The organism is Bradyrhizobium sp. 186 (genome assembly GCF_023101685.1).
Taxonomy (GTDB): Bacteria; Pseudomonadota; Alphaproteobacteria; order Rhizobiales; family Xanthobacteraceae; genus Bradyrhizobium.
The window spans coordinates 671,737-692,673 of the sequence record NZ_CP082164.1 but is presented as its reverse complement, the minus strand read 5'-3'; the positions used below and the strand labels follow the sequence as shown (position 1 = coordinate 692,673).

At 63.7% G+C, this 20,937-nt stretch carries 18 protein-coding genes; 9 read left to right on the top strand and 9 right to left on the bottom strand.

Going from position 1 to position 20,937, the window contains the following annotated elements:
• Positions 1 to 580 precede the first annotated feature (580 nt).
• Positions 581 to 1,342: a transglutaminase-like cysteine peptidase gene (locus IVB18_RS03155; protein WP_247987886.1), complete on the top strand. Its 762-nt coding sequence runs from the start codon at positions 581 to 583 to the stop codon at positions 1,340 to 1,342.
• A 163-nt stretch (positions 1,343 to 1,505) separates the two neighbouring features.
• Complete coding sequence (locus tag IVB18_RS03150; protein ID WP_247987885.1) at positions 1,506 to 2,630, top strand: hypothetical protein; 1,125 nt, start codon at positions 1,506 to 1,508, stop codon at positions 2,628 to 2,630.
• A 161-nt stretch (positions 2,631 to 2,791) separates the two neighbouring features.
• On the opposite strand, the gene IVB18_RS03145 is transcribed toward IVB18_RS03150, so the two are convergent.
• The 6 genes from IVB18_RS03145 to IVB18_RS03120 all read right to left on the bottom strand — a co-directional run bounded on the left by IVB18_RS03145 (position 2,792) and on the right by IVB18_RS03120 (position 9,604).
• Positions 2,792 to 3,991, bottom strand: coding sequence for an ABC transporter substrate-binding protein (locus tag IVB18_RS03145; protein WP_247987884.1), 1,200 nt, complete (start codon positions 3,989 to 3,991; stop codon positions 2,792 to 2,794).
• An 80-nt stretch (positions 3,992 to 4,071) separates the two neighbouring features.
• On the bottom strand, positions 4,072 to 5,910 hold the full coding sequence (locus IVB18_RS03140; protein WP_247987883.1) for an AMP-dependent synthetase/ligase: 1,839 nt from the start codon (positions 5,908 to 5,910) through the stop codon (positions 4,072 to 4,074).
• Positions 5,911 to 6,023: 113 nt separating this feature from the next.
• Positions 6,024 to 6,812: an ABC transporter ATP-binding protein gene (locus tag IVB18_RS03135; RefSeq protein WP_247987882.1), complete on the bottom strand. Its 789-nt coding sequence runs from the start codon at positions 6,810 to 6,812 to the stop codon at positions 6,024 to 6,026.
• A gap of 4 nt (positions 6,813 to 6,816) precedes the next feature.
• Positions 6,817 to 7,575: an ABC transporter ATP-binding protein gene (locus IVB18_RS03130; RefSeq protein WP_247987881.1), complete on the bottom strand. Its 759-nt coding sequence runs from the start codon at positions 7,573 to 7,575 to the stop codon at positions 6,817 to 6,819.
• A complete protein-coding gene (locus IVB18_RS03125; RefSeq protein WP_247987880.1) occupies positions 7,572 to 8,723 on the bottom strand; it encodes a branched-chain amino acid ABC transporter permease in 1,152 nt (383 codons plus the stop codon). The genes IVB18_RS03130 and IVB18_RS03125 overlap by 4 nt, the downstream gene beginning before the upstream one ends.
• Positions 8,724 to 8,728: 5 nt before the next feature.
• The gene (locus IVB18_RS03120; RefSeq protein ID WP_247987879.1) at positions 8,729 to 9,604 is read right to left on the bottom strand and encodes a branched-chain amino acid ABC transporter permease; all 876 of its coding nucleotides are present in this window, start codon (positions 9,602 to 9,604) and stop codon (positions 8,729 to 8,731) included.
• Positions 9,605 to 9,867: 263 nt separating this feature from the next.
• Here IVB18_RS03120 and IVB18_RS03115 point away from each other — a divergent pair, with 263 nt between their 5' ends.
• From IVB18_RS03115 to IVB18_RS03095, 5 genes are all read left to right on the top strand, one after another.
• Complete coding sequence (locus tag IVB18_RS03115; protein ID WP_247991947.1) at positions 9,868 to 10,617, top strand: ABC transporter ATP-binding protein; 750 nt, start codon at positions 9,868 to 9,870, stop codon at positions 10,615 to 10,617.
• On the top strand, positions 10,614 to 12,140 hold the full coding sequence (locus IVB18_RS03110) for a permease (RefSeq protein WP_247987878.1): 1,527 nt from the start codon (positions 10,614 to 10,616) through the stop codon (positions 12,138 to 12,140). The genes IVB18_RS03115 and IVB18_RS03110 overlap by 4 nt, the downstream gene beginning before the upstream one ends.
• 94 nt (positions 12,141 to 12,234) lie before the next feature.
• Positions 12,235 to 13,047, top strand: a complete 813-nt coding sequence (locus tag IVB18_RS03105; protein WP_247987877.1) for an MBL fold metallo-hydrolase — start codon at positions 12,235 to 12,237, stop codon at positions 13,045 to 13,047.
• Positions 13,048 to 13,112: 65 nt separating this feature from the next.
• Positions 13,113 to 13,634: a hypothetical protein gene (locus tag IVB18_RS03100; RefSeq protein WP_247987876.1), complete on the top strand. Its 522-nt coding sequence runs from the start codon at positions 13,113 to 13,115 to the stop codon at positions 13,632 to 13,634.
• Positions 13,635 to 13,740: 106 nt separating this feature from the next.
• A complete protein-coding gene (locus tag IVB18_RS03095) occupies positions 13,741 to 14,793 on the top strand; it encodes an amidohydrolase family protein (protein ID WP_247987875.1) in 1,053 nt (350 codons plus the stop codon).
• A gap of 182 nt (positions 14,794 to 14,975) precedes the next feature.
• Here the strand turns inward: IVB18_RS03095 and IVB18_RS03090 are convergent, their stop codons facing one another.
• Positions 14,976 to 15,431 (bottom strand): cupin domain-containing protein, encoded by a 456-nt coding sequence (locus IVB18_RS03090; protein WP_247987874.1) that lies wholly within the window; start codon positions 15,429 to 15,431, stop codon positions 14,976 to 14,978.
• 239 nt (positions 15,432 to 15,670) lie between these two features.
• Here IVB18_RS03090 and IVB18_RS03085 point away from each other — a divergent pair, with 239 nt between their 5' ends.
• Complete coding sequence (locus IVB18_RS03085; RefSeq protein ID WP_247987873.1) at positions 15,671 to 16,225, top strand: hypothetical protein; 555 nt, start codon at positions 15,671 to 15,673, stop codon at positions 16,223 to 16,225.
• A gap of 13 nt (positions 16,226 to 16,238) precedes the next feature.
• Here IVB18_RS03085 and IVB18_RS03080 read toward each other — a convergent pair whose 3' ends face one another.
• Together IVB18_RS03080 and pcaB are read right to left on the bottom strand one after the other, a co-directional pair.
• Positions 16,239 to 17,495 (bottom strand): aminopeptidase, encoded by a 1,257-nt coding sequence (locus IVB18_RS03080; RefSeq protein ID WP_247987872.1) that lies wholly within the window; start codon positions 17,493 to 17,495, stop codon positions 16,239 to 16,241.
• A gap of 112 nt (positions 17,496 to 17,607) precedes the next feature.
• Positions 17,608 to 18,969: a 3-carboxy-cis,cis-muconate cycloisomerase gene (gene pcaB, locus IVB18_RS03075; RefSeq protein ID WP_247987871.1), complete on the bottom strand. Its 1,362-nt coding sequence runs from the start codon at positions 18,967 to 18,969 to the stop codon at positions 17,608 to 17,610.
• Positions 18,970 to 19,171: 202 nt separating this feature from the next.
• On the opposite strand from pcaB, the gene IVB18_RS03070 reads away from it, so the two are divergent.
• Positions 19,172 to 20,353 carry an IS110 family transposase gene (locus IVB18_RS03070; RefSeq protein WP_247983422.1) on the top strand — a complete coding sequence of 394 codons (1,182 nt, stop codon included), beginning with the start codon at positions 19,172 to 19,174 and terminating at the stop codon, positions 20,351 to 20,353.
• The last annotated feature ends 584 nt before the right edge of the window (positions 20,354 to 20,937 follow it).

Here is a 20,937-nt window from a genome sequence, read left to right as displayed (position 1 = left end):
TGGACCGCTTAAGCTTGCATATCATTAGCAAGTCCTTAGTGAAACCCTCTATTGCTTGTGTGATTTAGCGTGACGCGCTCACAGAAGCCTCTTTGGGACGATTGGATCCAGTGAAAGCCAAGTCATTCCTGCGATATTTGTAAGTAGAGTTTGGCTTATTCGCGCGCATTTCTCGTCACCCCATGTATTCCGCTGTATAAAATCGACGGCAGATACTTCTGTCGCCTTTTCTTCGCAGTGCCCTGCAACATACTGCGGTAAATACGGAACAAAAACTGTGACCCAGCTAACAGAACCCGTGAAATTGCGGGCCGTTAGCCATGGACACGGAATCGGCGACCGCACAACTTGTGCCTGCAATTGGCGCCATTTCGCGGCGGCTACCGTCCTCCTAGCCGCAGATTCGTAAAATTTTACGCAACTTGGCGAGGCCCATTTCAGCCTGTCCCTCGGTTTTGGGAGCTCTGCCGGGCACGTTAAGCAGAACAAAACGGCCCATCTCGCACTATCTCCGCGAAAGCAACAAAGCCCGGCACGTACAGGTCGAGGGGGACTTGGCGAAGCCGGAAGGGGATGTCAGATGGAGACCGCTGCTCATACGCGCGCCTGGCGCGCGATCCTTGTCCTGTGCGGATTGATCCTGCTCGGATCGGCCGCCGAGCTTCGCGCCGGCACGCTGCTGTCGCCGGGCGCCGGCGTTCTCGTGCGCAAATCCGCCGAACCCTTCGGCGTGTTCGCCTTCGCCATCTCCACGGGCAGCCTGCAACAGAAATGGTTCGCGCTGAAGGACAAGCTCGACGAGGACATGGTGCAACTCGCGCTGTGCGACGGCGATCGCGAGGGTTGCGTGTCGCCGGCTGCACTGAAGCTGCTCGCCATCGTCGATCAGGCCCGTACCCGTGACGGACGGGCGCGGCTCGGCGAGACCAACCGCGCCATCAATCTCGCCATCCGGGCAGCCAATGACGGCGCCGACGACGTCTGGAGCTCGCCGCTTGCGACTTTCCAGCGCGGCGCCGGCGATTGCGAGGACTACGCCATCGCCAAGCTGGCCGCGCTGCGGCTTGCGGGCGTCGCCGCCGACGACCTCCGCATCGTCGTGGTGCGCGACACCCATGCCGGCGAAGAGCATGCCGTTGCCGCAGCAAAGCTCGACGGCCATTGGCTGATGCTCGACAACCGCCGCATGGCGATGGTCGAAGACGACGATGCAGGGAGCTACCAGCCGCTGTTCGTGCTCTATCGATCCGCCGTGATGAAATATGTCGACGAGCCGGTGCGGTTCTCCGGGCTGGACAGCCAGCGCATGTCGCTGGTCGCTTCCAATGCCGAGGTGCGCTGATCTTCCAACCTGTAGCCTGGATGGAGCGCAGCGAAATCCGGGACCAGCGCCAACCTGAGAGCCCCGGATTACGCTTCGCTCCATCAGGGCTACGCCACAAAGTCATTTCGCCGCGCGATCCGGGACGCTAGCATGGCTTCGACCATGCTGGGGGGCGATCGGAATGCGGTTCATCGTGCTGACTGTGCTTGCGCTGCTGGCCTCGCTGGCGGCACCGGCCTCCGCGCAATCCGGCACGTCCGATCGCTCCATCGCCGACAAGCTGCCGTTGTTCGCCAAGAACAACTGCCAGCAGAACCGCGATCCCGCCAATCAACTGTTTTGCGGCGATGCCGGGCTCGCCTCTGCCGCCGAGAAGCTGAGCGCGGCGATCGAAGCACGCCTCGCCCGGCTGCCCGATCGCCTGCCGGCGATCGAGGAGAACGCGATCTGGATCCGGCAGCGCAGCCTCGGTTGCGGAATCATCGCCCAGGCCACGATCCGCTACGAGGATTTCGACCGGGTGAAGGCGTGCCTTCTCAAGCTGACCGACGAGCGCGCCGCGATCTTGCGCGATCCGGATTTCGACTGTCTCGCAGCCAACACCGCGGCCGGCGCACTGATCTGTGCAGATCCATCGCTGGCGCTCGCCGAAACGGAGCTCAACGGCCAGGTGCTCGGCCTGATCGGCAAGCTGGACCAGACGGCGGCACGCTTTGCCTTCGCCGAATATGGCCGGTGGACCAGGGAGCGCGATCGCAAATGCAATCTCGTCGGCAAGGAGAACGTGCCGCTTCAGGAGCTTGAGTCCGCCGAAGACTGTCTTGCCGACTACCTGAAGCACAAGTCCGATGATATCCGCACTGCCAAGGGCGATCCGAAGAAGGTATTCGGCCGGCAGGTCGCGGCGCGGCTGCCCGACACCGACGCCGTCGACTTCTGCGCCGCGCGAATCCATGCAGCCAACTCGTGCGGCAATTTCGTCCGCATCAACCGCGTCTTCGCCATCGACAGCCAGGTGACCGAGCAGGAGGCGCAGGTCACGGGCGAGATCGAAATGGTCGTGCTGGCGCCCTTCACCGCCTGTAGCAAGGTTGCTTCCACTTGCACGGGCACCTGCTGGGACCCCAGGACGGGCCGTCCACAGCCGGGAGCAGGCAACAGGGAGCGCTCCGGAGAGGCCTTCAACGTCACGCGCCGGCTCAGGATCCAGCGCACCTTCGCCTTCGTGAAAGCCGGCGACGGCTGGCGATGCCGGGAGGACGAGCTGGCGCCGGTGAATTCCGGCACCGCGGGCGGGGGGTCGTAGGCTCTCTCTCTCTCCCTCTCCCCGCTCTTAGCGGGGAGAGGGTTGGGGTGAGGGGCCGCCTCCACGATCACGGTGAGAGCTGGACTCGCGGAGAGTCCCCTCACCCGCATCACATCTTCGATGCGATGCGGCCTCTCCCCGCAAGCGGGGAGAGGCGAAGATCAAAACATCAGATTGTCCTTCACCAGCACCCAGCGGCCGCCCTTGACCTGTTGCACCTGGGTGATGGTGCTGGCGAGATGGTCGGTCTTGGAGAACTTCGTCGGAGGCGAGTTGAAGATGTCGAGGAACTTGTCGCCCGATTCCAGCGCGTCCAGCATCTTCTGGCCGGTCAGGTCCTTGCCCGCCTTCTGTGCATAGAAGGCGAAAGTCATGACCGCGTTGTAGCCGATGATGGCCTGGGTGTTGGCGTCGGTGCCGAACATCTTCTTGTAGTTGGCGAGCCAATCCTTGACCTTGCCCTTGGCCGTGTCCTCGTAAGGAATCTCGAAGAGGGCAGCGGCGTAGAGGCCTTCGACGGCTTCCTTGCCGAGCATGGGCACCTCCATCACATTGGTGGGCGTCGCGCCGAGGAAAGTAACCTCCCAGCCGAGCTTCCTGGCCTCGGTCATGGCGCCGATGGGCTCGCGGAGGACCGCGCCGAGCACGACGAGGTCGCAGCCGTCGGACTTCATCTTGGCAATCTGCGCGCTGAAATCGGAGGCGCCGCGCTTATAGCTCGTGATCGAGGCCGGCTGCACCTTCATGGCGGTGAGCTGCTGGTTGAAGCCGTCGAGAACGTTTTTGCCGTACTCGTCATCCTGATGCATGATGCAAGGCTTCTTGAAGCTCTTCCACTCCATCATGTATTTCAGCGCCGCGCGCGTGCTCTCGACGTAAGGCAAGAGGTTGTTGAACTTCAGCCGCTCCTGCGGCTTGGCCGGATCGAACTTGAAGGTGAACTCGGCCGCCGTCAGCGGGAAGAGCTGAAGAACGCCGGCATCGAGCAGGATGTCCTGCGCGGCGAGCACGGTCGGCGATCCCATCGGTCCCACCATCGCGAAGATCTTGTCGCGCTCGATCAGCTTCTGCGACGCCAGCACGGCCTTCTTCGGATCGTAGCCGCTGTCCTCGACGACCAGTCGAATCTTGCGCCCCTGGACGCCGCCGGCGGCGTTGATCTCCTCGACCGCCATCTTCATCCCGTTGGAGACCGGCACGCCCCAGCCCTTGATCGGGCCCGACAGATCCTGATGAGTGCCGATGACGATCTCGCTTGCCGAGATGCCTTCATTGGTGATCTTGGTTTGCGCTGCGGCCGGCAGACAGGTGAGCACCACCGCGCCTACCGCAAGGCCGAACGCTATCAACGATCTCGACATTGACGTCTCCTCTCCTTGGGGCCCGTATTACGCGAAGGGCGGGGCCATCGCTCCTTCGCTCTCGCGAACTGGCAGGCGCGTCACGCGACCGCACGCGCGCGATACATCGCGTCGATCTCGGCGGCATAGCGCTTGTTCACGAAACCGCGCTTCAGCTTCATGGTCGGCGTCAGCTCCTCGTCCTCCGGGGTAAGCTGGCGCTCGATCAGATAAAACTTCTTGATGGTCTCGACGCGGGCGAAATTGCCGTTGACCTGCTCGATCTCGCGCCAGATCAGGTCCTGGATCTCGGTCGCCCGGCACAGGCTCGCGTAATTGGTGAAGGGGATGTCGTGGTCCTGCGCGAACTTCTCGACATTCTCCTGGTCGATCATGACGAGGCAGGTCAGAAACGGCCGCTTGTCGCCGATCACGACGGCGTCGGAGATGTAGGGCGAGAATTTGAGCTGGTTCTCGATCTCGGACGGCGTGATGTTCTTGCCGCCGGCGGTGATGATGATGTCCTTCATCCGGTCGGTGATCCGGACGAAACCCTCGTTGTCGATGGTGCCGACATCGCCGGTGTGCAGCCAGCCGCTGGAATCGATGGTCTCCGCAGACTTCTCCGGCTGGTTCAGGTAGCCCATGAACAGGAAGTCGCCCTTGATCAGGATCTCGCCGTCGGGCGACAGCGCGACTTCGCCCCAGGGCACGGCCGTGCCGACCGAGCCGAGCTTGATCCGCTCCGCCGGCATCATGGTCGCGACCCCGCAATTCTCGGTCTGGCCATAGACCTCGTGGATGTCGATGCCGAGCGCGAGGTACCAGCGGATCAGCTCCGGCGCGATCGGCGCCGCGCCCGTGAACGCGGTGCGACAACGGTCGAGCCCGATCATGCGGCGGATGTTGCGGAACGCGAGCCGGTAGGCAAGGCCGTTGGCGATACGCAGCGACAGCGGCGGCGTTTTGCCCTCGATCCGGCAGTCGACCATGCGATAGCCGATATCGATGGCGCGCCGGTAGACCCATTGCTGGAACGGCGTCGCATCCTTCAGCGCGATGGTGATGGCGGAATAGAATTTTTCCCAGATGCGCGGCACCGCGAGGAAGACGGTCGGCTGCACCTCGCGCAGATTGTCCGGCACCGTCTCCGGGCTCTCGGCGAAATTCATCACCGAGCCGAGCGCAACGGAGATGTAGTAGCCGCCGATCCGTTCGGCGACGTGGCAGAGCGGCAGGAAGATCAGGCGGTCTTCGTCTTCCCGCGCCGGAATGAAATCGCTGGCGTGCCGCATCTGATGCGTGACGCTGCGGTTGGCGTGCATGGCACCCTTCGGCGGGCCGGTGGTGCCTGAGGTGTAGACGAGAACCGCGAGGTCACCCGCGCTGCGGCTGTCGATCATGTCCTGCCACAGCGCCTCGCGGCCGAGCATGTGGTTGCGGCCGAGCGCGCGGAATTCGTCGAGCGACATCACCATGTCGTCGAAGAAGCCGCTGAGGCCCTCCATGTCGAACACGATGATCTTTTGCACGGTCGGGCAGCGCGCGCGGCAGGCCAGGATCTTGTCGAGCTGCTCCTCGTCCTCGGCGAAAATCACCTTCGTCCGGGAATCGTTGACGAGATATTCGACCTGGGATGACGCGTCGGTCGGATAGATGCCGGAGGAGACGCCGCCGGCGCACAGGATACCCATGTCGGCATAGACCCACTCCGGCACGGCGTTGGCGATGATGGAGGCGACGTCGCCGGGCATGAAGCCGGACGCGTGCAGGGCGTAAGCGATCTCTTTCGATATCTCCAGCCACTCGCGCCAGCTGGTCGGCTGCCAGATGCCGAACTTCTTCTCGCGGATCGCGGGCCTGTCGCCACGCGTCTCCGCCGCACTCAAAAAGCTCTTCGCGATCGTGTCAGCGACCGTCAGCACCGCCGGTCGGGCCATGCACGTTCCCTCCTTGTCGCCTTTCCCTTCCGCTGCCTGCCTTGCCGGCGGTCTGTGTTTGCGGATGGGCAACCCATTTAACGCCAAGTCTTCCTTTAACGCCAAGTCTTCCTCTAACGCCAAGTTTTCTTCTTTTTCCAGCGCCGCTCGCCTCGCGCGCCTTCTTCCTTGGCACCAAGGTAGAATTCCTGGATGTCCTGGGAATGCATCAAGCGGTCGCAGGTGTCGTTCATGACGATACGGCCGATCTCCAGCACGTAGCCGTAATGCGCCGTCTCCAGCGCCACCTTGGCATTCTGCTCGACCAGCAGGATCGACATACCCTGCTCCTCGTTGACGCGGCGGATGATCGTGAAAATCTCCTTCACCAGGATCGGCGACAGCCCGAGCGAGGGCTCGTCGAGCAACAGCAGCGTCGGCCGGTTCATCAGCGCGCGCCCGATCGCCAGCATCTGCTGCTCGCCGCCGGAGAGCTGGCCGGCCGGCTGGTTGATGCGCTCCTTCAGCCGCGGGAAGTAGCCGTAGACCCGCTCCATATCCTCCGCGACGCCGTCGCGATCCCGGCGCGGATAGGCGCCCATCATCAGGTTCTCGCGCACAGAGAGGAAGGGGAACACTTCGCGTCCCTCCGGCACATGGCTTAAGCCCAGCCGCACGATCTTGTCGGCTTCCATGCGCTGGATCGGCTTGCCCATGAACTCGATGGCACCCTTCTGCGGATCGAGAATGCCCGAAATCGTCTTCAGCACCGTGGTCTTGCCGGCGCCGTTGGCGCCGAGCAGCGTGACGATGCGGCCGCGCGGCACTTCCAGCGAAATGCCGCGGATCGCCATGATCGGCCCGTAATAGCTCTCGATGTTGGAGAGCTTCAGGATGATCTCGGGGGGCACGGCGGCGTCCATCGCGTCAGGCTCCCAGATATGCTGCGACGACGTCGGGATGCTGCTGCACCTCGGCGGGCGAGCCCATCGCCAGCACCCGGCCGTAGTTCAGTGCGATCACGCGATCGGAAACGCGGTTGACCAGCGACATGTCGTGCTCGACCATCAGCACGGTGACGCCAAGCTCGTTCTTCAAGTCGCGGATCCAGAACGACATGTCGGCGGTCTCCTCGACGTTCAGCCCCGACGACGGCTCGTCGAGCAGGATCAACTTCGGCTCCGAGCACAGTGCGCGCGCCAGCTCGATCACCTTGCGCACGCCGTAAGGAAGGCCCGAGATCAGCTTGTCGCGATAGGCCTCGAGATCGAGGAACTCGATGACTTGCTCGACACGTCGGCGATGCAGCTTCTCGTTGGCGCGCACGCTCGGCAGAAACAGCAGTTCCTGCCACAGCTGCGTGGTCGAATGCCGATGGCGCCCGACCAGGAGATTGGACAGCACAGTCGCATTCTCGAACAGCTCGATATTCTGGAAGGTACGGGCGATGCCGAGCCGGGCGATGTCGTAGGGCGGCTGTTCCGTGATGTCCTGGTCCTCGAAGAAGATGCGGCCCGAGGTCGGCCGGTAGATGCGCGAGATCAGGTTGAAGATCGAGCTCTTGCCCGCGCCGTTCGGCCCTATGATCGAAAGGATTTCGCCCTTCTCGACCGCAAAGGACACCGCATCGACCGCTTTCAGCCCGCCGAAATGCAGCGACAAGTTCTCGGCGCGGAAATAGCTCATCGGTTGCGCTCCGACTTCACGTAGATCTTCTGCCGCTTGAAGGTGGCGCGCTTGTAGAGTGGGAAGAGCTGGAAGAAGAGCTTTATCTTGAGCCAGCGGCCGTAGAGCCCGAGCGGTTCGAACAGCACGAACAGCACGATGATGATGCCGTAGATCGCGCCCTTCAGCCCGTTCAGCGAGGCGAACGCTGCGACCTTGGACTGGACATTCGCGGCGCCCTGCGTGCCGGCACCGAACGTGGCGGCGATGCCGGCGATGATGCCGGGCATGTCGTCCTTCAGGTAGGTCAGGAACGGATCGATCATCACGATGAAGATCGCCCCCAGCACCGCCCCGTTCAGGCTGAAGGTGCCGCCGATCAGAATCACGATGATGAACTCGATCGAGAGCTGGAGCGTGAACATCTCCGGCGAGATGAAGGAGAGCTTGTGGGCGAACAGCACGCCGGCAAAGCCGGTGATCGCCGCCGAGATCGCAAAGGACTTCACCTTGTAGAGCGCGACGTTGACGCCCATGCTGCGCGCCGCCGTCTCGGAGTCGCGGATCGCGACGAAGGCGCGGCCCGTCGGCGAACGCAAGAGATTGAGCGTGCCGACGATGGTCAGCACCAGCACCGCGAGGCACAGGAAATAGAAGGTTGGGCTGTCGCGCGAGACTGTGACGCCGAGCAGCGACAGCGCCTTGATCCGCATGCCCTCGTTGCCGTTGGTGACGCTCTCCCAGCGCGCCAGAATCTCCTCGACGATGAAGGCGAAGGAGATGGTGGCGATGACGAGATAGATGCCCTGGAGCCGCAGCGCCGGAAAGCCGACCAGCGCGCCGATCAGGCCGGTCAGGGCGCCGGCGGCAAGGAAATAGACCGGGAACGGCACGTTATACTTCTGGAGGTACGCCGCCGTGTAGGCGCCAATCGCGAGGAACGCGGCGTGCCCGAGCGAGGCCTGCCCGGTAAAGCCGGTCAGGATCAGCAGCGCAACGCCGACGGTCGCATAGATGCAGACGAAGACGAGCTGGCTCATCAGGTAGCTGGAGAGCACATAGGGCGCGATCAGCAGCACGGCCAGCAACAGGCCATATGACACGACGTAGCCCGAATGCGGAAACAGCCTGATGTCGTCCTCATAGTCGGTCTTGAACAGGAAGCGCATGGCGTTCAGACCTTCTTGCGGACGTGAAGGCCGAACAGGCCTTCGGGCTTGAGCAGGAGCACGGCGAGCAGCACGATGTAGGGCGCCACGTCCTTCCAGCCCTCCGCCAGATAGAAGCCGGCCATGCTCTCGATCACGCCGATCAGCACGCCGCCGACGACGGCGCCGGGGATCGAGCCGAAGCCGCCGAGCACGGCGGCCGGAAACGCCTTCAGGCCAAGCACGAGGCCGACATTGGAATGGATGAAGGTGATCGGCGCCAGCAGCACGCCGGCGCAGGTCGCGACCGCCGCGCTGATCGCCCAGACGATCGACACCACGCGCTTGACCGGGATGCCCATGTAATAGGCCGCCAGCATGTTCTCGGAACTGGCGCGCATCGCGGTTCCGAGCGTGGTCTTGTTGAAGAAGAGATAGAGCAGCGTGCACAGGATGACCGTGGCGGCGATCACCGAGAGCTTGTCATGGGCGAGCACCAGCGAGCCGATCCGCAGCACGCCCTGACTGAACGGGGTATCGATCTTGAAATCGTCGGTACCCCAGATCATCCCGGAGACCGAGCGCAGGAAATAGCCGAGCCCGATGGTCGCCATGATGATGGAGAATTGCGGATAGCCGAGGATCGGCCGCACCACGACGCGTTCGGCCAGCATACCGAACAGCGCCATCGCGGCCACCGCACCGGCGAAACCGATCCAGTAGTTCAGGCCCATCATGCCGATGAAGGTGAAGGCGAAGAAGCCGCCCAGCATCATCAGATCGCCCTGGGCGAAATTGACGACCTCGGTGGCCTTGTAGACGAGCACGAAGCCGAGCGCGATCAGGCCATAGACGCAGCCGAGCGCAACACCGCTGACCAGCTGCTGAACGAAATCCAGCATCGCCGCACATCCTCCCGATACGACCAGCGGCTCTTCGTGACCGCCTTGTCGCATCTTGTGTCCAGCCGCTACGCAGTCGTTTCGCCGCGTTAGCGCCATTTGTCCCGGCGCCAATTGAGCCTGAACCGCCAAGCGCTGTCAACAAACGGTGACTTGTCTTTGGTCGGTCCCGAATGACGGAATTTGCGGCAGCGCGATTCACCGTGCCGAAACATCTTCAAGTCATGGTCGCGGGCAATGCAAAACCGGATGGTGTGGACGTGATAAAGCCGGACAACTCGGCGCTCGAAGTTCGAGGGTTAACGAAGCGTTTTGACCGTTTGGCGGTCGATGGCCTCGATCTCAGCATTCACGCCGGTGAGTTCTATGCGCTGGTCGGCCCCAACGGAGCCGGCAAGACCACCACCTTGCGCATGGTTGCAGGCCTGTTGCGGCCCGATGCCGGCGCGGTCTCGATCTTCGGCATCGATGCGCTCGAAAATCCCGTCGCCGCCAAGCAGGTGATGGCGTGGGTGTCCGACGAGCCCATGATCTATGACAAGCTCACGCCACTCGAATATCTCGAATTCGTTGCCGGGCTCTGGGGCAGCGCGCCGTCCGTCTCGGAACCGGTCGCGCAGGAGCTCCTGAGCTCGCTCGGCCTCGAACCGCACCGGCACGAGCGTTGCGAGGGGTTTTCCAAGGGCATGCGCCAGAAGGTCGCTCTTGCCGGCGCACTGGTGCACGATCCCCGCCTCATCATTCTCGACGAGCCGCTGACGGGGCTTGATGCCGTTTCCGCCCGCCATGTGAAGGGTCTGTTGAGCGAGCGCGTCCGCGCCGGCTGCACCGTCATGATGACCACGCATATCTTGGAGGTCGCCGAGCGTATGGCCGACCGCATCGGCGTAATCGCGTCGGGCCGGCTGGTTGCCGAGGGCACGCTCACCGAGCTGCGCCAGCAGAACGGCCATTCCGACACCAGCCTTGAAGATCTCTTTATCGCACTGGTGACGCTTCAGGCCGCCGCATGAGCTCGGCAACGGCGCTTTCCTGGTTTGCCCGCCACGAGCTCCGGCTCGCCTGGCGCGAATGGTTCGCCATGATGACCGGCGGGCGGCGCATGCGGGCGCGCGCCGCCATCATCGGCCTGCTTTCCTTCGCGGCACTCCTGCACATGCCGGCCTGGGCGGTGATCGGCCGCTTCGCCGATTTGCAACTGCCGCTCGACAGATCCTCGCTGATCGTGATCTCGGCGACGATCTTGCTGGGCTGGACCCTGATGCTGTCGCAGGCGATCGAATCGGTGACGCGGGCGTTTTACGCCCGCGCCGATCTCGACCTCATCATGTCGTCGCCCGCGACACTGGCCAATTTGTTCTCCGTGCGCATCGCCGCGATCGCGCTGGCGATCACGGTGATGGCACTGCTGTTCGCGACCCCCTTCATCGACGTGCTGGTGATCGGCGGCGGCGCGCGATGGCTCGCCGCCTTCGGCGTCGTCGTCGCCATGGGCCTGTCGGCCGCGGCGATCGCGATTGCCGTCACCATCCTCCTGTTCCGCCTGATCGGCCCGGCGCGCACGCGCTTCATCGCCCAGATCCTGGCCGCGATCATCGGCGCGGGCTTCGTGATCGCGCTCCAGGTCGCCGCGATCATATCTTATGGCACGCTGTCGCGCTTCACCATCCTGACCTCCGGTACGGTTGCCGCCTACGCCCCTGATGCCGACAGCATCTGGTGGTTGCCCGCGCGGGCGACCATGGGCGACAGCGAGGCGCTGCTGTTGCTTATGGCGCTCGGGCTGGTGCTGCTCGGAAGCGTGATGGCGATGTTCTCGGGCCGCTTTGCCGATACCGCGATCGACGCCGCGGCCTACGGCAGGTCCGGCCGTCGCATCGCCAAGGAACGCTCGTTCCGCGGCGGATCGCGGCAGCAGGCACTGCGGCGCAAGGAATTCATCCTGCTCTGGCGCGATCCCTGGCTGATCTCGCAGACCCTGATGCAGCTGCTCTATCTGGTGCCGCCGGCACTCCTGCTCTGGCGCAGTTTTGGCGACAGCTCCGCGGCGCTGACGCTGATCACGCCCGTTATCGTCATGGCAGCAGGACAGCTCGCCGGTGGGCTCGCCTGGCTGACGATTTCGGGCGAGGATGCCCCCGATCTGGTCGCGACCGGTCCGCTGACACCGTCCAGCGTCATCCGCGCCAAGATCGAGGTGGTGTTGATCGCAATCGCCGTCGTCTTCTGCCCGCTGGTCGCGGCGCTCGCCTTCGCTTCGCCGTACCAAGCCGCAATCAGCGCCGGTGCAGTCATCATCAGCGCGGCCTCCGCCACCGCGATCCAGCTCTGGTTCCAGGTCCAGGCCCGGCGCAGCCAATTCCGCCGCCGCCAGACCTCGTCACGGCTTGCGACCTTCGCCGAGGCCTTCTCTTCGATCGGCTGGGCCGCCACCGCCGCGCTCCTACTCACCCTGCCCGTCGCCGGCCTCATCAGCGGCCTGATCACCGCAAGCCTGATCGCCATCACCTGGAAGTTCAGCCCACGGCGGGAATAGGAGGTGCGACACTGACGCGCTATTGATCGCGCCCTGTTGGCCACGCGCTGCATTGCACGCTAGACTTTCCCTGCGCGTCATCGGGGACGGATTCATGCGGCGACTTGTTTCGGCGGCTCTGGCACTGTTCGGCGCATTCCTCACCCCTGCCCTCGCCCAGCAGTCCCAGCGCAGCGAATGCCTGGCGATGGCCAACGCCCCGCCCCGCGGGATGCCGGTGGCCTTCCGGCAGGCGGCGAGTGCGGCCGAGGTCGAGATCACCTATGCCGGCCATTCCACCTATTTCATCGACACGCCCGGCGGCTTGCGCATCGCGACCGACTATAGCGGCGCCTATCAGGTCGGCCGGCTGCCCGATGTCGTAACCATGAACCGGGCCCACAGCACCCACTACAATTTATTCCCGGACAAGCGCATTTCCCATGTGCTGCATGGCTGGGGCGTGGACGGCAAGCCCGCCATCGTCTCGGAACGAGTCGGCGACACCTTCATCCGCAACGTCACCACCGACATCCGCCGCTATTTCGGCGACGATTCCGGCGCCGACATGATCCGCGACGGCAACTCGATCTTCATCTTCGAGGTCGCCGGCCTCTGCATCGGCCATCTCGGCCATCTCCACCACAAGCTCGACGACAGCCATTTCGCCCAGATCGGGCGGCTCGATATCGTGATGGTGCCGATCGACGGCGCCTACACCATGTCGCTGGACGGCATCTCGGAGATCACCAAGCGGCTGCGTGCCTCGGTGGTGCTGCCGATGCATCGCTTCGCCACCCCGCTCGACGACTTCATGCGCAGGATCGGCCAGCAGTTCGAGATCGACCGGCGCACGGAGCGTAGTATCCGGATGTCGCGGGACGCGCTGCCGTCGACGCCGACGGTGATCATCCTCGATGGCGTATGACGCGCAATTTTCTCCAAGCCGGCCGCGGTGCGTTCGTGCTGACCTCCTTGAAACAGGAGATCGACATGAGCGACTTTGCGAGACTTTTGCACGCGGCCGGACCGAATCCCGAGCACCAAGCGGCGCTCCAGCTTTACGGCCGCTTCGTCGGCGACTGGGACGCCGAGATCACCGCCTGTGCGACCGACGGGACCAGACACACTGCGCCCGGAAAAATCCATTTCGGCTGGGTGCTGGAGGGACGCGCCGTCCAGGACGTCTGGATCATCCCCCGTCCCACGGGCACGCCGGCCTTTCCGATCGCCGGCAACTGGTACGGCACCACGCTGCGGGTCTACGATCAGACCATCGATGCGTGGCGGATCTCCTGGTTCGATCCCGGCCGCAGCGTGTTCCGGCAGCAGATCGGCCGGCCTCGCGGCGAGGACATCGTGCAGGAGGGCACGACCGAATCCGGCGAGCTGACGCGCTGGAGCTTTACCGAAATCTCCGAGGACTCCTTCCATTGGCTCGGCGAGGTCAAGCCCGCCACCGCAACCGATTGGCGGTTGGTGGTCGATGTGCGGGCGAGGCGGCGCAGGGCCTGACGGCGATGTGCTCGCGATGACGGGCGCGGTTGCGCGGCGCGCGCTGCTATGCGCGGAAACAAGATGCTAGGCTCCCTCCACAAAAACATAAGGGGAGCGAACGCCCATGGCTGCAAACGGGCTACCCGCCAACACGAGCGGGCTATTTGTCGAGCCGCGCGAGGACTGGCTCGCGCAGCATCAGGAGGAGATCATCGATCCCTTGCGGCCGATCGTCGATCCCCATCATCATCTCTGGAATCGCGGCCACCGCTATCTGATCGAGGAGATGGCGGCCGACATCGCCTCCGGCCACAACATCGTCGCCACCGTCTATGTCGACTGCCGCTCGATGTATCGCGCGCATGGGCCCGAGGCGTTCCGGCCCGTAGGCGAAGTCGAATTCGCCAACGGCGTCGCCGCGATGAGCGCGAGCGGCGGCTACGGCAAGGCCGCGATCTGCGCCGGCATCGTCAGCCACGTTAATCTGCTGCTGGGCGATGCGGCGAAGCCGGTGCTGGAGGCGGAGATCGCCGCCGGCAACGGCCGCTTCCGCGGCATCCGGCATTCGTCGGCGTGGGACGAGGACCCTGCGGTCGCCGGCATGTATGCGAATAGGCCACGGGGACTGTTGCAGGATCCGGCCTTCCGCAAGGGCTTTGCCTGCCTGGCGCCGTTGAACCTGAGCTTCGATGCCTGGCTGTTTCATCCGCAGATCGGCGAGCTGACCGAACTCGCGCGCGCCTTCCCCGACACCAAGATCGTGCTCGACCATTGCGGCGGCCCGGCCGGCGTCGGCCGCTTCGCAGGAAAGCGCGAGGAGGTGTTTCCGCAATGGCGCGCCTCGATTCGCGAGATCGCGAAGTGCGAGAATGTCGTGGTGAAGCTTGGCGGGCTTGCGATGTGCCTGCTCGGCCATGACTTCCATCTGCGCGCCAAGCCGCCTTCGTCGGAGGAGCTTGCCGCTGCCTGGCGGCCTTATATCGAGACCTGCATCGAGGCGTTCGGAGTGAAGCGCGCGATGTTCGAGAGCAATTTTCCGCCGGACAAGGGCCAGTGCAGCTACCAGGTGATCTTCAACACCTTCAAGCGCATCGCGGCGCCCTTGAGCGAAGCTGAAAAGACGGCACTGTTCTCGCAAACCGCGACCGATTTCTACCGGCTCGAGCTGCCGTCATGACGGAAAGAGGGGCCGGGATGTTGGTCCCGGCCCCTCTTCCGTCGTGGCCGCTGGGAAGCGTCCTTGAAACGTTATTGTTTGAGCATGATCTCCGCGCAAACGCGTTCCGCGTTTGTCGCGAGGGAAAACCGCTGCGCACTTTGCGCTAACGCGGCCCTTCGGGTCCGGATCATGCTCTAGCTCTAGCCGGCCCCCATCAGGGTCGCGGGACGGCGCTCGCCGGGCGAGAGGAACATCCGCTTCAGCTTGTTGACGACGCGGACCATGAAGCCGATCATCGCCGGGTTGGTCTTGCGGCAGAAGGCGATCTTCTTGACGTGGCCCTCGACATGCCATTTGGCATGCGCGCCGTCGCGGAAGAAGACCACGTCGCCGACGCCGTAGCGCTTCGGCGGCATGCCCTCGCTTTCGAGCACGATCGATCCTTCCAGGATCATGATCGTCTCGTCGAAATCATAGTACCAGTTGAAGCGGCCCTCGGTGCAGGACCAGATGATGGTCGAGGCGGTACCGTCGGCGCTGGTCGACAGGATGTGCGAGCGCGACACCGGATTGCCCTCGATGATCCAGGCCGGCTCGATCGGACGCAGCTCAAGATCTACATTGCAACTACTGATTTCAATCAATGCGCGCGACATCTGCATCCCCAGGGAATATAAATATGACTGGCCGGGCGTGAGCCCGGATTGTTTCGAAAGATGTTGGGAACGCTAGTAGCCGGTTTTTAATTCTTTCTTACGCAGGCCCCGACAATCAGCCGCAAGTTGCATCCGCGAAGCGGTTAACGTCGAGATTTCCCTGCAAATTCGCGCACATGAACCCATCTTTTCCTGGGTGCGACAAAATGCGCGAAAGCTATGGAAAAGGAGCCACACCGATGCCCCTCAGCCCCGAGGATCTGACAGCCAACGGCGAGGTCGCTGCGTGGCTCGGCAGCTTCGACGTCTCCTTCGCGCCGGACGAGGAGCCCTGGTTCGCCATCGACGGCATCGAAAAACCCCGGCAGATCGCCAGCGACGGCTCGGGCGGCGCCTTCGTGCTGCTGCCGTCGCAGGATGTGCTCTACGTCTCATCGGAAGGGCGCGCCGGAATCATCGCAGGCAGTTTCGAGGCATTCGTCCAACTGGTCGTCGCCTGCCCCTATTGGCTGGACGTCCTCAAATTCTCGGCCGGCGGCGACCTTGCGGAAATGCGGCGGGCGGCCGATGCGCTGGAGACGACACTCGACGACGAGGACGACATCAACGAGGCCCGCGAGGCGATCCGCGACGCACTCGATTTGCCGGAAGCCGACGACCTGGTCGGCGCGCTGTACGACGCCGTCGCGGCCTCCGATGCCATCGTGCGAGCCACCGACGGCAGCCCGTTCACGACGCTGTTCAACCGCTTCAGCATCGACAACAATCCGATGCTGCGCAACGCGGCGGCGTAGGCGAACGAACGGGTTACTTCGCCCACTCACCCTTGCGGAACACCGGGACCTTGCTGCCGTCGGCCAGGATGCCGTCGATGTCGGTCTCGGCCGAGCCGATCATCCAGTCGATATGGATCAGGCTCTGGTTGCCGCCTTGCGCTGCGATCTGCTGCGGCGTGAGCTGCGCGCCGTTGACGAAGCACTTCGAATAGCACTGGCCGAGCGCGATGTGCGAGGCCGCGTTCTCGTCGAACAGCGTGTTGTAGAACAACAGCCCGCTCTGCGAGATCGGCGAGGAATCCGGCACCAGCGCCACTTCGCCGAGCCGGCGTGAACCCTCGTCGGTGTCGAGCACCTTGTTGAGCACTTCCGCGCCACGCGAGGCCTTGGCGTCGACGATGCGGCCGTCCTCGAAACGCACGGCGATGTTGTCGATCAGCGTGCCCTGATAGGATAGCGGCTTCGAGCTCACGACGTGGCCATAGACCCGCCGGCAATGCGGCGTGGTGAAGACTTCCTCGGTCGGAATGTTGGCGTTGCAGCTGATGCCGTTCTTGGAGAGCGACGCGCCGCCCTCCCACTCATGGCCGTCGGCAAGTCCGATGGTGAGATCGATGCCCGGACCAGCGTATTGCAGCGCGCGGAAGCGCTGGCCGTTGAGCCAGTTGGTGCGCTCGCGCAGCACCGCATTGTGGCTGGCCCAGTTGGCCATGGCGTCGTCGCGGTCAACGCGGGACGCCGCGAAGATCGCGTCCGCGAGCTTGCCGATCGCAACGTCCTCGGGATCGTTGGGGAATACCTGCTTCGCCCAGGTCGGGCTCGGATACGCGATGATGTTCCAGTTGGTGTCGAAATTGACGATTTTTTCCAGCGCCGGTTGATAGGCCATGGAATTGGCCTTGCTGGCGCGCGCCACCTTCGACGGGTCCTCGCCCGACAGCAGCAACGGGTTGTCGCCGACGATGGCAAGCCGCGCGGTGTTGTCGGAAAATGCCTTGGCCATGCCTTCATAAAGCCAGCCGGCGGCGCGATCAAAACTGTTGTCGTGGCCGTGGCGGTAGCGCGCCAGCGTCATCTCCTCGTCTGACAGGATCGGCGTCACGATGCCGGCGCCGGCCTTGTAGGCATGTACCGCGATCCGCCGCACCAGCGGCAGCGCGATAGCAGGCGCCGTCAAGAGAAGATCCTGTCCCGGCCGCAAGCCCAGGCCCACCTTCACCGCCACTTCGGCCAGCCGGTCGAGTTTCACGGGATCGATAGGAGTTGAGATATTGCGTTGATCGGTCATGCCGGGTCCTCTGCCGAAAGTCTCTATTTCATCTAAGTCTAGCATCCCACAGCGCAATAGCGCGAGCACCTTGAGATGCGCAGAAGATACGCAGTTTCACGCATCTTGGTTTTCAACGCGTTGCCGATTTCAGCACCCGGTCGACCATGGCGGGAGCAAGGCCGAGGTAATTTTTCGGTGAGGTGAGCGCCTCGATGGTACTGCGATCGATGCGGCTCGAGACGCGCGAATCCGCGGACAGCGCGTCCGCAAGGCTCAAACCAGTTTCATTGGCCTGCCGGCAGGCGTCATAGACCACATCATGCGCCTCTTGCCGCCCGAGCTGCGCCGCAAGCCCCATCATCACGGCCTCGGCGACGATCAGGCCGCGGCTGATGGAGAGATTTTCATTCATCTTCGCTTCGTCCACGACGAGGCCCGCGAGTGCGAACTTCGCCTGGTGCAGGGCGCCGGCGGTCAGCACGAAGCTTTCGGGGATCGCCATCCATTCGGCGTGCCAGGGACCGGTGGCGCGCTCGAAATCCTGCACCATCGCGTCGAGCATCAGACCGGCGTGCTGGCGCACAGCTTTGGACGCCGCAAGCATCAGTTCCGAGGAAATCGGGTTGCGCTTTTGCGGCATGGTCGAGGAGGCGCCGCGGCCCTTGACGAAGGGTTCGTAGACCTCGGCGAATTCGGTCGAGGCCATGATCATGATGTCGAACGCGATCTTGCCGAGCGAGCCGGTGACGAGCGCGAGGAAGTTCACGGCTTCCGCAAAGCCGTCGCGCGCGACGTGCCAGGTCGAGGCGGGAACGCCGAGCTTCAGCTCGGCGCAGAGCGCCTCCTGCACCTCAAAGCCCTTGTCGCCGAGCGAGGCCAGCGTGCCGGCGGCGCCGGCGAACTGGCCGACCAGGACGCGCGGCTTCAATTGCGCCAGACGTTCGGCGTGGCGGTCGAACATCGCAAGCCAGATCGCGGTCTTGTAACCGAAGGTCACCGGCAGCGCCTGCTGGAGATGGGTGCGGCCGGCCATCGGTGTGTCGCGATAGCGTTTCGACAGATCTGCGAGGATGCGACGGAGCTCGGCGATATCCTGTTCGATGATTTCGAATCCTGCGCGCAATTGCAGGACGACGGCGGTGTCCATGATGTCCTGTGTGGTGGCACCCCAATGCACATAGCGGCCGGCCTCGCCGCACTGCTTCACCATCTGATGCACCAGAGGCAGGATCGGATAGCCGACGATGTCGGTCTCCTGCCGCAGCAGCTCGAAATCGAGCGCGGCGACGTCGGTCTGCGCCGCGATCTGGTCGGCGGCTTCCTGCGGGATCACGCCGCATTTCGCTTCGGCCCTCGCCAGCGCCACCTCCATCTCGGCATAGCGCGACACCAGCGCGACATCGGAAAACACCTCCCGCATCTGCGGCGTGCCGAAGGCGTCGCGGAACAGCATGGAGTCGAGCACGGTGGTGGAGGCGGGAAAAGCGGGCATGGGCGTTTCTTCGTGGTTGGTGTTTTGTGTGGGGATGTAGATTACGCGGGATGTCTGGCGGAGCAATCGACATTCAGTGTTCGCCACATATTCGATGTCGTCATTGCGAGGAGCTCTTGCGACGAAGATTCCATGGGGAGTGGATAGCGACCAGGTCTGAGGCCAGACTGAGGTTGCTGACCCCCTCAACCTGGAGACGACGATGTTGCTCGATCATCCTTCCGACGGACCGACCGCTATCCGCACGCAGTTTGGCGCAATTTTTGTGTCTTTGGAACTGAGCCGTTCGACGTGGGTGATTACGTCACTTTCGCCTGGTACGGGCGAGAAGATGTCCAGGCACAGCGTCACGGCCGGCGATACGGCTGAGCTGATGAAGCTGTTTGCGGAACTCAGGCGCAAGGCGGAGGCCAGGACCCGCGAGAGCTATCCGATCATCACGATCCAGGAAGCTGGGCTGGACGGGTTCTGGCTGCACCGTGTTCTGCAACAGAACGGCATTGAGAGCCACGTGGTCGATCCCGCCTCGATTGCGACGTCGCGACGGCGGCGGCGGGCCAAGACTGACAGGCTCGATGGCGAGGCGCTGTTGCGGGCGCTTCTGGCCTACAAGCGCGGCGAGCCGCGGGTCTGTGCGATGGTGGTTGCGCCCTCGCCTGAAGAGGAGGACCGGCGCAGGCTGTGTCGCGAACGAGCGACGCTGATCGCCGAGCGCATCACGCATGTGAACCGGATCAAGGGTCTTCTGTTCGCGCAGGGGATATCCGACTACGTGCCGCTGCGGCGCAATCGGCGGGCGCGGCTTGAGGCCTTGCGCACGGGCGACGGGCGGGAGCTGCCTTCGCATTTGAAGGCGCAGATCGGCCGCGAGCTCGATCGGGTCGAACTGCTTCTGGAACAGATCAAGGCGGTCGAGGCCGCGCGAGATGCTCTGCTGGCCGCAGCCCGGAAGCCTGCAGACAAGAACGCTGCAGACAAGGTCGCGCCGGATCCGGTGGCGATGCTGCTGGCCTTGAAAGGGCTCGGCGCCAACTTTGCGGCCGTGCTCTGGTCGGAGGCGTTCTACCGGCAGTTCTCCAACCGCCGCCAGGTCGCCGCCTATGCGGGGCTTGCGGCGACGCCGTGGCAAAGCGGAGGCATCCGGCACGAGCAGGGCGTGTCGAAGGCCGGCAATCCCAGGCTGCGGACCACAATGATCCAGCTCGCCTGGCTGTGGATACGTCACCAGCCGCAGTCGGCCCTGACGCGCTGGTTCAAGGAGCGAAGCCCGCAAGGCCGCAAGCGCGCGATCGTGGCGCTGGCGCGCAAGCTTCTCGTGACCTTGTGGAAGTATGTCACCGCGGGCGAGACCATCGAGGGGGCCGTGATGAAGCCCGCCGCCTGATCCGGACCGCACCAAGCGGCGTGCTTCGCCGCCCGCGCGCAACGAAAGAACCATAACCCATCTGCCGAGGCCCGATCAGTCTCGGAAGATCCGGGTGGACGAACCGATGGATTGCATGGCTTCAAACGCCGCAACGAAGAATGGCCTCGTCCTCTCGAGCCTGCCCGCCGCAAGCGGAATCGTGGTGCAGTCGCCTTGTGCGACGACCGAATGTGAGTTTGATCTGGCAAGCAACCCAGATCGTCGAACCGGCTCGACCCTTGGATCGCAAATGCGAGGATGGCAGATGCCCTGACAGAACCGCCAACGCGAGGAGCTCCTATCGGCCCAACGCACCAAGCATGATGGCGTGCTCGCTCAACTCAAGGCCAAGCCGCTTCGCGGCGGCCCTAACAGGCCGGCCTTGACTTGATCTGCGCGCGCCATCCTGCAGAACCCGCGGTCGGGACGAAGAGGTGGCTGCAGTCGAACAAAAAGGTGACTGCTCATCCTTGACATACACATTCCCCATGTGAGCAATCCAGACTGTCTCCGCGGAAGGATTCTGGATTGCTCCGCTGCGCTCGCAATGACGGAGAGGGGGC

What these genes read in the sequence shown, in the direction of transcription:
- IVB18_RS03155 (WP_247987886.1), top strand. Translation starts at nt 581, where the DNA reads ATGGAGACCGCTGCTCATACGCGCGCCTGGCGCGCGATCCTTGTCCTG.
- IVB18_RS03150 (WP_247987885.1), top strand. Translation starts at nt 1,506, where the DNA reads ATGCGGTTCATCGTGCTGACTGTGCTTGCGCTGCTGGCCTCGCTGGCG.
- IVB18_RS03145 (WP_247987884.1), bottom strand. Translation starts at nt 3,991, where the DNA reads ATGTCGAGATCGTTGATAGCGTTCGGCCTTGCGGTAGGCGCGGTGGTG.
- IVB18_RS03140 (WP_247987883.1), bottom strand. Translation starts at nt 5,910, where the DNA reads ATGGCCCGACCGGCGGTGCTGACGGTCGCTGACACGATCGCGAAGAGC.
- IVB18_RS03135 (WP_247987882.1), bottom strand. Translation starts at nt 6,812, where the DNA reads ATGGACGCCGCCGTGCCCCCCGAGATCATCCTGAAGCTCTCCAACATC.
- IVB18_RS03130 (WP_247987881.1), bottom strand. Translation starts at nt 7,575, where the DNA reads ATGAGCTATTTCCGCGCCGAGAACTTGTCGCTGCATTTCGGCGGGCTG.
- IVB18_RS03125 (WP_247987880.1), bottom strand. Translation starts at nt 8,723, where the DNA reads ATGCGCTTCCTGTTCAAGACCGACTATGAGGACGACATCAGGCTGTTT.
- IVB18_RS03120 (WP_247987879.1), bottom strand. Translation starts at nt 9,604, where the DNA reads ATGCTGGATTTCGTTCAGCAGCTGGTCAGCGGTGTTGCGCTCGGCTGC.
- IVB18_RS03110 (WP_247987878.1), top strand. Translation starts at nt 10,614, where the DNA reads ATGAGCTCGGCAACGGCGCTTTCCTGGTTTGCCCGCCACGAGCTCCGG.
- IVB18_RS03105 (WP_247987877.1), top strand. Translation starts at nt 12,235, where the DNA reads ATGCGGCGACTTGTTTCGGCGGCTCTGGCACTGTTCGGCGCATTCCTC.
- IVB18_RS03100 (WP_247987876.1), top strand. Translation starts at nt 13,113, where the DNA reads ATGAGCGACTTTGCGAGACTTTTGCACGCGGCCGGACCGAATCCCGAG.
- IVB18_RS03095 (WP_247987875.1), top strand. Translation starts at nt 13,741, where the DNA reads ATGGCTGCAAACGGGCTACCCGCCAACACGAGCGGGCTATTTGTCGAG.
- IVB18_RS03090 (WP_247987874.1), bottom strand. Translation starts at nt 15,431, where the DNA reads ATGTCGCGCGCATTGATTGAAATCAGTAGTTGCAATGTAGATCTTGAG.
- IVB18_RS03085 (WP_247987873.1), top strand. Translation starts at nt 15,671, where the DNA reads ATGCCCCTCAGCCCCGAGGATCTGACAGCCAACGGCGAGGTCGCTGCG.
- IVB18_RS03080 (WP_247987872.1), bottom strand. Translation starts at nt 17,495, where the DNA reads ATGACCGATCAACGCAATATCTCAACTCCTATCGATCCCGTGAAACTC.
- pcaB (WP_247987871.1), bottom strand. Translation starts at nt 18,969, where the DNA reads ATGCCCGCTTTTCCCGCCTCCACCACCGTGCTCGACTCCATGCTGTTC.
- IVB18_RS03070 (WP_247983422.1), top strand. Translation starts at nt 19,172, where the DNA reads ATGTTGCTCGATCATCCTTCCGACGGACCGACCGCTATCCGCACGCAG.